Here is an 11,592-nt window from a genome sequence, read left to right as displayed (position 1 = left end):
GCCAATTTGTGCAAGCCGGGAATGGCCGGATTACGAGGCTTTGAACTATGATTGCGAAGTCTGAGGGGGGATTTTGCATGCAATATTCAGATTCTGCGGGACCGGCGGCGCTCGATCGGGTGCTGCCGAAAGTCGAACGTCAGCGGTTGCACGACACCGTGGTCGAGCACCTGCGCACGTTCATCACCGAAGGCATCCTGGCGCCTGGTCAGAAGCTCAACGAGCGTGAGTTGTGCGAGCACCTGGGTATTTCCCGCACGCCGCTGCGCGAAGCGCTGAAGGTGCTGGCTGCCGAGCGTCTGATCGATATCGCGCCAAACCGCGGCGCCAGCGTCGCGCGCTTGTCCGAGGTGGAGATGCGCGAGGCATTCGAGTTGATGAGCGGCCTGGAGGCGTTTTCCGGCGAGCTGGCCTGCGAGCGCATCACCGCCGAGGAAGTGGCCGAGATCAAGGCCATGCACTATGCGATGCTGGTGTGCCGCAACCAGGACGACCTGGCGGGTTACTACAAGCTCAACCATGCCATTCACGAGCGTATCAACCTGGCCGCGCGCAACAGCCTGCTCAGCCAGCAGTACCAGCAGTTGAACGCTCGGCTGCAGGCGTTCCGGTTCCGCTCCAACCACCTGCCGCCGAAATGGGACCGCGCCGTGCACGATCACGAAGAAATGATCGAGGCCCTCGAAGCCCGTGACGGCAAGCGCTTGAGCGCCATCCTGCGCCATCACCTGCTGGAAAAACGCGATGCGGTGCTGGTGCTGATGGCCACCCAGGAGGCGGCCCAAACTCGCTGACCGGGAGTCATGCATGTCGGGGATCGAAAGCGATGTAGCACTGGCCGGGGCGGCGCGCGCGCGCACCCGGCAACTCAGCGAGGCGCGGTTGGTGTTGTATGCCGGGGCCAACCTGCCCAGCGCCGAGGTCATCGGTGCCTATGCACCAGGGCTGAGTGCCTATCCGGCGATGGGGCCGAGCTTTGCCAAGGAGCAGCCGGATACCGATCTGGTTTCTCGCCTGGAGCAACGTGTCGAAGCGCTGGCCTGCGAGGTGTTCGGCGCGGGTTGGGCGGAGGTGCGGTTACCCAGTTGCATCCTGGCCAATCTGGCGGTGTTCCATAGCTTCGCGGCGCCTGGCGACCTGCTTCTGGCGCCGGCTGCTGGCCATGGTGGGCACCTGAGCCAGCGTCGGGGTGGTACGCCGGAGCTTGCGGGGTTACGTGTCGAGGACCTGCCGTTCGATGCCGTGGCTTGTCGGTTGGATGGCAAGCGTGCGGCTGCCCAGGTGCGGCAGCGAGAGCCGAAGCTGGTGATGCTGGGGCGCAGTGTTCTGCTCGAGCCTGACGATATCGTCGAGGTCGTGGAGGCTGCGCATGCCGTCGGTGCGCTGACGATATTCGATGCCTCGCATGTGTCGGGGCTGATTGCCGGCAAGACGTTTCCGAATCCGTTCGAAGCGGGTGTCGACCTGATCACCACGTCGACCTACAAGACCCTGCCGGGGCTGCCCCAGGGCCTGGTTCTAGGGCGTGAGCCCGAGCATGCTGTGAGGTTCAAGGCGTTCCTCGATCGGTACTTCCTCGCCAACTATGACGCCGGGCGCCTGCCGTGCCTGTTGCAGTTGCTCAGCGAGGTGAAGCGGGACGGGGAGGGGTATGCACGGCGGATCACTGGCAACACCGTGGCCTTGGCCGATGCTTTGCGTGAGCAAGGTTTGCCGGTGATGGCTGGCGCTACGGTGCGGCAGGCGACGCACCAGTTGTTGATTCCGCTTGGCGATGCCGCGGACCCTCGCGCCGTGATGCGGCAGTTGGAACGCAGCGGTATCGTCGTCGGCACCTGCGCGAACCCTTCGCGCCCAGGGCAGCATGCGCTACGGCTGGGCACGCAGGTTTTGACCCGGCTGGGGTTGGAGCCTCGGGACATGGCCGATATCGCTGGGCTGTTAAGGCGCGTATTGGCAGGCGAGAGCGATGGCGGAGCCGAGGTGAAGGCGTTGCTCGCCCGTCCTCGCTCGGTGCAGCCCCTGTAACACCGGCAAGCCCTGCGGTGTCCTCTTCGCGGGCAAGCCCGCTCCCCAGGATCCTCACCGCTGCCAGGGCTTGTGCGCTACCTGTGGGAGCGGGCTTGCCCGCGAACACCGGCAAAGCCGGTGCCATGCCCCGCGGTGTCCTTTTCGCGGGTAAACCCGCTCCTACAGGATCTTCACAGCTGCCAGGGCTTGTGCGGTACCTGTGGGAGCGGGCTTGCCCGCGAACACCGGCAAAGCCGGTGCCATGCCCCGCGGTGTCCTTTTCGCGGGTAAACCCGCTCCTACAGGATCTTCACAGCTGCCGGGCCTGCGCGGTACCTGTGGGAGCGGGCTCGCCCGCGAACACCGGCGAAGCCGGTGCCATCGGGCCCCCGATCACGACCCCTGCTTGAACTTCAACCGCCATGCATGCAGCAACGGCTCGGTATACCCGCTAGGCTGCTCCCGCCCCTTGAACACCAGGTCACTGGCCGCCCTGAAGGCATACGACCCTTCCAGATCCGCCGCCATCGCCCGGTACGCAGGGTCCCCGGCGTTTTGCCCGTCCACCACCTGGGCCATGCGCGCCAAGGTCGCGCGCACCTGCTCGCTGCTGACCACCCCGTGGTGCAGCCAGTTGGCGATGTGCTGCGCCGAGATCCGCAGGGTTGCGCGGTCCTCCATCAGGCCGACGTCATGAATGTCCGGCACCTTCGAGCAACCGACGCCCTGTTCGACCCAACGCACCACGTAGCCGAGGATCCCCTGGCAGTTGTTGTCCAACTCGGCCTGGATATCCGTGGCGCTCCAGTCCCGCGTGGCGCTGACCGGCACCGTGAGCAGGTCGCGCAGCAGGCTGGCGCGCTCTGCGCCCAGCGAAACACGTTCCAGCTCGATCTGCACCTGACGTACGTCCACCTGGTGGTAGTGCAGGGCGTGCAGGGTGGCGGCGGTGGGTGAGGGCACCCAGGCGGTGTTGGCACCGGCCTTGGGATGGGCGATCTTCTGTTCGAGCATGGCCGCCATCAGGTCGGGCATGGCCCACATGCCCTTGCCGATCTGCGCATGGCCACGCAGGCCACAGTTCAGGCCCACCAACACGTTGTTGCGCTCGTAGGCCTGGATCCACGCCGTCGACTTCATGTCGCCCTTGCGCAGCATCGGCCCGGCTTCCATGGCCGTGTGCATCTCGTCACCGGTGCGGTCGAGGAAGCCGGTGTTGATGAACACCACGCGCTGGGCTGCCTGGGCGATGCAGGCCTTGAGGTTGACGGTGGTGCGCCGCTCCTCGTCCATGATGCCCATCTTCAAGGTGTTGCGAGCCAGGCCCAGCAAGTCTTCGACACGGTCGAACAGCTCGCTGGCGAAGGCCACTTCGGCCGGGCCGTGCATCTTCGGCTTGACGATGTACACGCTGCCGCTACGCGAATTGCCCCGGCGTTGCAGGTCGTGCAGCGCGGCCAGGCTGGTGACCACGGCATCGAGAATGCCTTCGGGGATCTCCTGGCCGTTTTCATCGAGCACCGTCGGGTTGCTCATCAGGTGGCCGACGTTACGCACGAACAGCAGCGAACGCCCCGGCAGGGTCAGGGTCGAGCCGTCGCGGCCCTGGTAGCTGCGGTCGGGGTTGAGGGTACGGGTAAAGGCCTTGCCGCCCTTGCTGACGCTTTCGGACAGATCGCCCTTCATCAGCCCCAGCCAGTTGCGATAGACCAGGACCTTGTCTTCGGCATCCACGGCTGCCACAGAGTCTTCGCAATCCATGATGGTGGTCAGTGCCGATTCGAGCAGCAGGTCCTTGACCCCGGCGCGGTCGGTGCTGCCGATGGCGCTGGTAGGGTCGATCTGGATCTCCACGTGCAGGTCGTGATTCTTCAACAGCACGGCCGTGGGCGCCGAGGCCTGGCCTTGGTGGCCAAGGAACTGCTCCGGCTGCGCCAGGCTTGCGCTTTCGCCGGTGCCCAGGGTCACGCGCAGTTGGCCATCCAGTACCTGGTAGGCGCTGGCATCGACATGCGAGGCACCTTGCAGGGGGAAAGCTTGATCGAGGAAGGCGCGGGCGAAGGCGATCACCTTGTCGCCACGTACCGGGTTGTAGCCTGGGCCTTTCTGCACGCCGTCGGCCTCGCTGATGGCGTCGGTGCCGTACAGCGCATCGTACAGCGAACCCCAGCGAGCGTTGGCGGCGTTCAGCGCATAGCGTGCATTCATCACCGGCACCACCAGCTGCGGGCCGGCCTGGGTGGTGATCTCGGTATCGACGTTGCGGGTATCGACCTTGACCTGCTCGGGCTGCGGCAACAGGTAGCCGATGGTTTCGAGGTGGCGCTGGTAGGCCGCCATGTCCTGTACAGGGCCCGGGTGGGCGCGGTGCCAGGCATCCAGCTCGGTCTGCAGGCGGTCGCGTTCGGCCAGCAGCGCGCGGTTACGCGGGGCGAGGTCGTGCACCAGGGCGTCGAACCCTTTCCAGAATTGCGCTGCATCGATCTCGGTGCCAGGCAGGACTTCGCCCTCGATGAAGCGCTTGAAGTTGTCGGCTACGCTCAGGCGCTGGCACGCTACACGCTCGGTCATGTCATTCTCCTAATGCTTGATTCGTTGATCCTTGCCGGCGCGCTCAGAGCGCGGCGATACCGGCGGCTGCCACCTGCGCGTCCTGCTCGGCCTTGACCCCGGACACGCCTACCGCGGCAATCACCTGGCCATCGACCACCACCGGCAGGCCGCCTTCGAGCGAGGTCAGCAGCGGGGCGCTGACGAAGGCCGTGCGGCCACCGTTGACCATCTCCTCGTAGCCCTTGGTGTCACGCCGGCCCAGGGCCGAGCTGCGGGCCTTCTCGGTGGCGATGTAGGCGGCGATCGGCGCGCAGCCGTCGAGGCGTTCCAGGGCCAGCGGGTGGCCGCCATCGTCGACCACGGCAATGGTCACTTTCCACTGGTTGCGTTGCGCCTCGTCGCGGGCGGCGGCGAGGATACGGGCGACGTCGGCTTGTTCCAGTACGGCTTTGCGTTGCATGGTCTTCTCCTAGATGAGGGCTTCTTCCACCAGTTCGATCCAATGGCGCACGGGCGTGCGCCCAGCCCCGTCGAGGTGGGTCTGGCAACCGATGTTGGCGGTGACGATCACCTCCGGGTTGCCGCTTTCCAGCGCGTTGAGCTTGTTGTCCCGCAGTTGTAGCGACAGCGCCGGCTGGGTCAGCGAATAGGTGCCGGCCGAACCGCAGCACAGGTGGCTGTCGGGCACCGCGGTGAGACTGAAGCCTAGACGGCCCAGCACGCCTTCGACGGCGCCGCCTAGTTTTTGCGCATGTTGCAGGGTGCACGGGCAGTGGAACGCCAGGCGCCGATCGGCGTGCACGCCGAGGCTTTCCAGGGGTTCCTCGCGCAGCACTTCGACCAGGTCGCGGGCCAGGGCACTGACCTTGTCCGCCTTGGCGGCATAGGCCGGATCAGCGGCGAGCAGGTGGCCATAGTCGCGGACGAAGGCACCGCAGCCGCTGGCGGTCTGGACGATGGCCTCGGCCCCGGCTTCGATCGCCGGCCACCACGCGTCGATGTTGCGACGGGCCCGCTCCAGGCCCTTGTCCTGGGCGTTGAGGTGATAGTCCACCGCGCCGCAGCAACCCGCCTCGCGCGCTGCGGTCACCGAAATGCCCAGGCGGTCGAGCACACGGGCCGCTGCGGCGTTGGTATTGGGCGACAGGCTCGGTTGCACGCAGCCTTCGAGCATCAGCACCTTGCGCGCATGCTGGCGCTGTGGGCGCGGCTTGGCCGGCTGCGCATGGCGTGGCAGCTTGGCTTGCAGCGTTTGTGGCAACAGCGGCCGCAGGGCCTTGGCGGTCTGCGTCAGTGCCTTGAACACTGCAGGCCGTGGCACCACGCTGCGCAGGCCTTCGCGCAGCAGGCGCTGGCCAAGCGGGCGCGGGACTTTTTCCTCGACCACGGCGCGGCCGATATCGAGCAGGCTGTGGTACTCCACGCCCGAGGGGCAGGTGGTTTCGCAGTTGCGGCAGGTCAGGCAGCGGTCCAGGTGGCGTTGCGTCTTGGCCGTCACCTCCTGGCCTTCGAGTACCTGCTTGATCAGGTAGATGCGCCCGCGCGGGCCGTCCAGTTCGTCGCCCAGCAACTGGTAGGTCGGGCAGGTGGCGGTGCAGAAGCCGCAGTGCACACACGAGCGCAGGATGCGTTCGGCTTCCTCGGCGCGAGGAAGGCTTTTGGCGTATTCGCTCAGATTGGTTTGCATGGCGCGCTCTCAGACGTCGGCGTACAGACGGCCAGGGTTGAAGATGCCCTGGGGATCGAGTTGCTGCTTGAGGTTGCGGTGGTAGCGCAACAGCGGTTCGGCCAGCGGCTGGAACGGCGCCGGGTCCTGGCGGAACAACGTCGCGTGGCCACCGGCCTGGGCCGCAGCGGCGCGAATGGTTGCCGCCGGGGCGTCGGACTTCAGCCAACGCTGGGCGCCGCCCCAATCGAGCAACTGCCTGCCAGGCAAGGTCGGGAGCTGCGTGTTGTTCGGCAGCGACAGGCGCCACAGCGGTTCTTCGCCAGCAAAAAAGGCCAGGCGCTGCTCGCGCAGCTCGACCCAATAGCGACTGTCCAGCGCCTGGCCGCCGAGCCGGTCGACAGCCGATGCCACCGAACCTTCACCACCCTCCAAACGCAGGTGCAGCGCTTCGCCGTCATGGCAGGCGGCAGTGATCGGGATCGGCTGCTGGCCCCACTCGGCCAGCTCGCCCAGGGCCTGGCGGGCATCCATCGGCAAGCGCAGGCTCTGGCATGCGCGCGGCTTGGGCAGCACTTTGAGCGATACCTCGACCAGCAACCCCAGGCAGCCGAAGCTGCCGGCCATCAGCCGCGACAGGTCGTAGCCGGCGACGTTCTTCATCACTTCGCCGCCAAAGCGCAGCAGCTTGCCGTGACCGGTGATCACCCGGGTGCCGAGCACGTAGTCGCGGGTCGAGCCGGCCCATGGCCGGCGTGGGCCGGACAGGCCGGCGGCGACCATGCCGCCGAGCGTCGCCTCGGGGCCCAGGTGCGGGGGTTCGAAGGGCAACATCTGCCCTTGGGCCTGCAACGCCGCTTCGATTTCCGCCAGTGGTGTACCGGCACGGGCGGTGAGTACCAGTTCGGTCGGGTCGTAGCTGACGATGCCGCGGTGCACGCGGGTGTCGAGCACCTCGCCCTGAACCGGGCGGCCGAGCATGGCCTTGCTGTTGCCACCCTGAATGCGCAGCGGCGTGCGTTCGTTGAGCGCCTGGTTGACCTGCTCCAGCAACGCCACGCTGGCGTCGTGATCGTGTCGCATCAGAAACGCTCCAGTTCAGGGAACGGCAGTTGGCCGTGGTGCACGTGCATCGAGCCGAATTCGGCGCAACGATGCAGGGTCGGGATGTTCTTGCCGGGGTTGAGCAGGCCCTGTGGATCGAAGGCGTGCTTGACGGCGTGGAACAGGGTCAGCTCGTCGCTGTTGAACTGCGCGCACATCGCGTTGATCTTCTCGCGGCCCACGCCATGCTCGCCGGTGATGCTGCCGCCCACCGCCACGCACAGTTCGAGGATGCGCGCGCCGAGCGCTTCGGCGCGCTCCAGCTCGCCGGGCTGGTTGGCATCGAACAGGATCAGCGGATGCATGTTGCCGTCGCCGGCATGGAACACGTTGGCCACACGCAGGCCAAACGCTTCCGACAATGCGCCGATGCCGATGAGAACCTCGGGCAGGGCCCGGCGTGGAATGGTGCCATCCATGCAGTAGTAGTCCGGAGAAATGCGCCCGACTGCGGGGAAGGCGTTCTTGCGCCCTGCCCAGAAGCGCGCCCGTTCGGCCTCGTCGCAGGCCAGGCGCACGTCGGTGGCTCCGGCTGCCCTGAGCACCGCGTCGACCCGCTCGCAGTCGTCCTGCACGTCGGCCTCCACGCCATCGAGCTCGCACAGCAGGATGGCCGCGGCGTCCACTGGATACCCGGCGTGGATGAAGTCTTCGGCTGCGCGGATCGACAGGTTGTCCATCATCTCCAGGCCACCGGGGATGATCCCGGCGCTGATGATGTCGGCCACCGCCCGGCCGGCTTTTTCCACCGAGTCGAAGCTGGCCAGCAGTACCCGGGCGACCTGCGGCTTGGGCAACAGCTTGACGGTGACCTCGGTGACGATGCCGAGCATGCCTTCGGAGCCGGTGAACAGCGCCAGCAGGTCGAAGCCCGGGGCGTCGAAGGCGTCGCTGCCCAGGGTCATGCATTCGCCTTCGACGGTGAGGATTTCCACTTTCAGCAGGTTGTGCACGGTCAGCCCGTACTTCAGGCAGTGCACGCCGCCGGCGTTCTCGGCCACGTTGCCGCCGATCGAACAGGCAATCTGCGACGAGGGATCGGGAGCGTAGTACAGGCCATGGGGCGAGGCGGCTTGGGAAATGGCCAGGTTGCGCACGCCGGGCTGGACCCGGGCGAAGCGGCCCTCGGGGTTGATCTCGAGAATGCGGTTGAAGCGCGCCATCACCAGCAGGATGCCTTGCTCCAACGGCAGCGCACCGCCAGACAGCCCAGTGCCGGCACCGCGTGCCACCACGGGCACGTTCAACGCGTGGCAAATCTTGAGCAGCGCCTGAACCTGTTCGATGCGCTCTGGCAGCACGACCAGCAGCGGCACCACGCGATAGGCCGACAGCCCGTCGCACTCATAAGGGCGCAGGTCTTCGAGGGTGTGCAAAATCTCCAGGTCGGGCAGGGCCGAGCGCAGGCGCTCGAGAAGCATCGCCTTGTCCACTCGGGTCAGCGCGCCGTCGACGCGCTCGTCGTAGAGAATGTTCATAGTGCTCACTTTTGTCTTTTTTGTTTAAAGAGCCTGAGGCTCTCCAAGCTGAACGTTTTCGAGACTGCGGCCTGGGCGGCGCGGCGTCGAGAGGTAAGCGAACTGGTCCTACCACTTTGTCGGCGGGCGGTGGCGAAAAGCTGGATGGTTGGGGGCTTGCTGGGCTAGGATCGATTTCAGTGTATTGGGTGAATCAATGACTGGTCCTACCAGTTAGCACGAGGTTTCGATGGCCAGTTCGCCGCATGTCAAACAAGAAAGGGTTCAGGTCGCTGACCAGGTCGCCGAGCGAATCGAGAAGTTGATCGTCGACGGCGTCATCAAGGTCGGGCAGGCCTTGCCGTCCGAGCGGCGCTTGGTCGAGAAGCTCGGCTGTTCGCGCTCGGCACTGCGCGAGGGGCTGAGGATTCTCAGGGGCAGGGGCATCGTGGAAACCGAGCACGGTCGCGGCTCCTATGTCGCCGACCTGACCCGTACCGACAACACCACGCCCCTGATGCATTTGTTCAGTTCGCAGCCGCGCACGCTGTTCGACCTGCTCGAGGTGCGCGCCTTGCTCGAAGGCGAGTCGGCCCGTTTGGCTGCATTGCGCGCCACCGAGGTCGATCGCCTGTTGATCAAGCGGCGCTTCGACGACATGGTCGCCGCCCACGAAGAGGCGCAATCGCACGATCCCCGCGAGCAGGCGCGGCTGGACCATGCATTCCACCGGGCGATCAGCGAGGCCTCGCACAACCCGGTACTCGTCCATACCCTGCAAACCCTCAGCGACCTGACCCTGAGCACCGTGTTCGCTTCGGTCAACAACCTCTACTGCCGACCCGCGCAGAAGCGCCAGATAGACCGGCAGCACTCACGGCTGTATCACGCCGTGATGGAGCAGTTGCCGGAGCAGGCGCAGCGGGCCGCCAAAGAGCACATCCACAGCATTCGCGACAATCTGCGCGAGATCGAGCAGGAAGAGCAGCGACTGGTGCGGGCCACCATGCGCCTGGAAGGCTGGCGCTGAGGGCCGCTTGGACTTTATTGCAAGGTAGGTGGCCGAAGCGCTTCAGGCAGGCCTCTTAGCACCTGCTCGATGCGCTCGATGTGTTTGCCCAGAGCCGCTGCTTTTTCTTCCTCGCCGCCTTCACGCAGGCGATCGCGAGAGCGGCGCAGGTCGATCAATGTCCTCTGTAGCCCGCGTGCTGCGTAGTGGAGCTGTTCCATGATGTTTCTCTTTGTGGTGGGCTTCCGTGCCGTTTGTAGGAAGCGCGGACCGTAACAGCTCGGAGTTGGGGTCGGAACTGAGGTTTCATACAGGCATCGAGCGGGCGGGTATTGCGGCCTACAGTTCTGGTCATTGTTTCCTACAAGTGTAGGAAGGACACGTTTCCGTTGGTAAACGATGGCTGGGCAGACGACGCCTCGGCGGGCTTGGTCTGTAACGAATCAAAGGGTGCCCAGGCCAGCCACGCCTGCGTAGATCCCATATTGGCGATTTCCGCAGGCAGCTGACATGTTGTGTTTCACAAATGGTCGGCATCCACTACCGCCTTGGCGAATGCCTGCGGTGCTTCCTGGGGCAGGTTGTGGCCGATGCCTCCGCTGACCAAGCGGTATTCATACTTGCCGGTAAACCGCTGGGCATAGGCCTCGGCAGGCGGATGTGGGGCGCCGTTGGCGTCGCCTTCCAGGGTAATGGTCGGCACCGTGATGCTCGGCAGCTTGGCCAGCTTGGCCTCCAGCGGATCGTATTGCGCTTCGCCCTGGGCCAGCCCCAGGCGCCAGCGGTAGTTGTGCACGGTGATGGCCACTTGATCTGGGTTGTCCAGCGCCTGGGCGCTGCGCTCGAAGGTGGCATCGTCGAATGCCCACTTGGGCGAGGCGGTCTGCCAGATGAGCTTGGCGAAGGCATGGCGGTTGGCGTCATAGCCGGCCTGGCCACGGGCCGTGGCGAAATAGTACTGGTACCACCACTGCAACTCGGCGCTCGGCGGCAGTGGGGTCTTGGCAGCTTCCTGGCTGCTGATCAGATAGCCACTGACCGAGACCAGCGCCTTGACCCGCTCCGGCCACAGCGCCGCGACGATGTCTGCGGTGCGGGCACCCCAGTCAAACCCGGCGAGCACGGCGTGCTGCACGTGCAAGGCATCCATGAACGCGATCAGGTCGCTGGCCAACGCCGTCGGCTGGGCATTGCGTGGCGTTTGCGCCGACAGGAAGCGGGTCTGGCCATAGCCGCGCACATAGGGCACCAGCACCCGGTAGCCCTTGGCGGCCAGGGCCGGGGCGACTTCCTGGAAGCTGTGGATGTCGTACGGCCAGCCATGCAGCAGGACCACTACGGGTCCATCGGCCGGGCCCTGCTCGACGTAGGCCACGTCCAGTACGCCAGCCTTGATGTGCTTGAGCGGGCCGAACGTATCCACGCTGCTGGCAGACGCCTGGGCTGGCGCTTGCGCGGCCAGGCTGGTGGCGGCGGCGGTCAGCCCGAGTGGCAGCAAGGCACAGGCGAACAGGGCTGCGTGGGTCAGGCGGCGGGGAGCGGTGGCGGGGCGGCTGGCGAACATGGGCATCTCCTTGCGTGGGCATCGGTGCGGTTGATGCAGCCAGTAAAGAAGATTGCTGTATCTGCACTGTGTCCATGGCGTGGGCATGTTGCCTGGTTGTGTGTCAGGTCGCAGTTTGTACACATAAAGATACAATGGCCTCGAAGGCCCGCCGTGGTTTTTGCGGTGTGTTGTCGATCGAGCGCCGCCCGCGCGGCGCTCGGTCTAATGACTGCTGAAAATGCCCTGC

10 protein-coding genes are annotated in these 11,592 nt (G+C 65.7%); 3 read left to right on the top strand and 7 right to left on the bottom strand.

From position 1 onward, the window contains the following. Nucleotides 1-77 precede the first annotated feature (77 nt). Together E6B08_RS18965 and E6B08_RS18960 are read left to right on the top strand one after the other, a co-directional pair. On the top strand, nucleotides 78-794 hold the full coding sequence (locus E6B08_RS18965; protein ID WP_136915455.1) for a GntR family transcriptional regulator: 717 nt from the start codon (nucleotides 78-80) through the stop codon (nucleotides 792-794). Nucleotides 795-807: 13 nt separating this feature from the next. Next, nucleotides 808-2,028 (top strand): glycine hydroxymethyltransferase, encoded by a 1,221-nt coding sequence (locus E6B08_RS18960; RefSeq protein ID WP_136915454.1) that lies wholly within the window; start codon nucleotides 808-810, stop codon nucleotides 2,026-2,028. Between the two features lie 375 nt (nucleotides 2,029-2,403). On the opposite strand, the gene E6B08_RS18945 is transcribed toward E6B08_RS18960, so the two are convergent. The 5 genes from E6B08_RS18945 to glcD are packed head-to-tail and all read right to left on the bottom strand — an operon-like array spanning nucleotide 2,404 to nucleotide 8,811. Then, on the bottom strand, nucleotides 2,404-4,581 hold the full coding sequence (locus E6B08_RS18945) for a malate synthase G (protein WP_136915453.1): 2,178 nt from the start codon (nucleotides 4,579-4,581) through the stop codon (nucleotides 2,404-2,406). Between the two features lie 43 nt (nucleotides 4,582-4,624). After that, nucleotides 4,625-5,023 (bottom strand): heme-binding protein, encoded by a 399-nt coding sequence (locus E6B08_RS18940; protein WP_136915452.1) that lies wholly within the window; start codon nucleotides 5,021-5,023, stop codon nucleotides 4,625-4,627. A gap of 9 nt (nucleotides 5,024-5,032) precedes the next feature. Beyond that, the gene (gene glcF / locus E6B08_RS18935; RefSeq protein ID WP_136915451.1) at nucleotides 5,033-6,250 is read right to left on the bottom strand and encodes a glycolate oxidase subunit GlcF; all 1,218 of its coding nucleotides are present in this window, start codon (nucleotides 6,248-6,250) and stop codon (nucleotides 5,033-5,035) included. A 9-nt stretch (nucleotides 6,251-6,259) separates the two neighbouring features. Next, on the bottom strand, nucleotides 6,260-7,312 hold the full coding sequence (glcE, locus tag E6B08_RS18930) for a glycolate oxidase subunit GlcE (RefSeq protein ID WP_136915450.1): 1,053 nt from the start codon (nucleotides 7,310-7,312) through the stop codon (nucleotides 6,260-6,262). After that, nucleotides 7,312-8,811, bottom strand: a complete 1,500-nt coding sequence (gene glcD / locus E6B08_RS18925; protein ID WP_136915449.1) for a glycolate oxidase subunit GlcD — start codon at nucleotides 8,809-8,811, stop codon at nucleotides 7,312-7,314. The genes glcE and glcD overlap by 1 nt, the downstream gene beginning before the upstream one ends. Before the next feature lie 229 nt (nucleotides 8,812-9,040). Between glcD and glcC the strand changes: the two genes are divergently transcribed. Continuing rightward, the gene (glcC, locus tag E6B08_RS18920) at nucleotides 9,041-9,820 is read left to right on the top strand and encodes a transcriptional regulator GlcC (RefSeq protein ID WP_136915448.1); all 780 of its coding nucleotides are present in this window, start codon (nucleotides 9,041-9,043) and stop codon (nucleotides 9,818-9,820) included. Nucleotides 9,821-9,834: 14 nt separating this feature from the next. On the opposite strand, the gene E6B08_RS18915 is transcribed toward glcC, so the two are convergent. Both E6B08_RS18915 and E6B08_RS18910 read right to left on the bottom strand, forming a co-directional pair. Beyond that, nucleotides 9,835-10,020 carry a hypothetical protein gene (locus E6B08_RS18915; protein WP_136915447.1) on the bottom strand — a complete coding sequence of 62 codons (186 nt, stop codon included), beginning with the start codon at nucleotides 10,018-10,020 and terminating at the stop codon, nucleotides 9,835-9,837. A gap of 299 nt (nucleotides 10,021-10,319) precedes the next feature. After that, nucleotides 10,320-11,363 (bottom strand): alpha/beta fold hydrolase, encoded by a 1,044-nt coding sequence (locus tag E6B08_RS18910; protein WP_136915446.1) that lies wholly within the window; start codon nucleotides 11,361-11,363, stop codon nucleotides 10,320-10,322. Nucleotides 11,364-11,592: the final 229 nt, after the last annotated feature.

Origin of the sequence: Pseudomonas putida (assembly GCF_005080685.1) — a bacterium.
GTDB classification, from domain to species: domain Bacteria; phylum Pseudomonadota; class Gammaproteobacteria; order Pseudomonadales; family Pseudomonadaceae; genus Aquipseudomonas; species Aquipseudomonas putida_V.
This window is presented reverse-complemented; position numbering and strand designations above follow the sequence as displayed.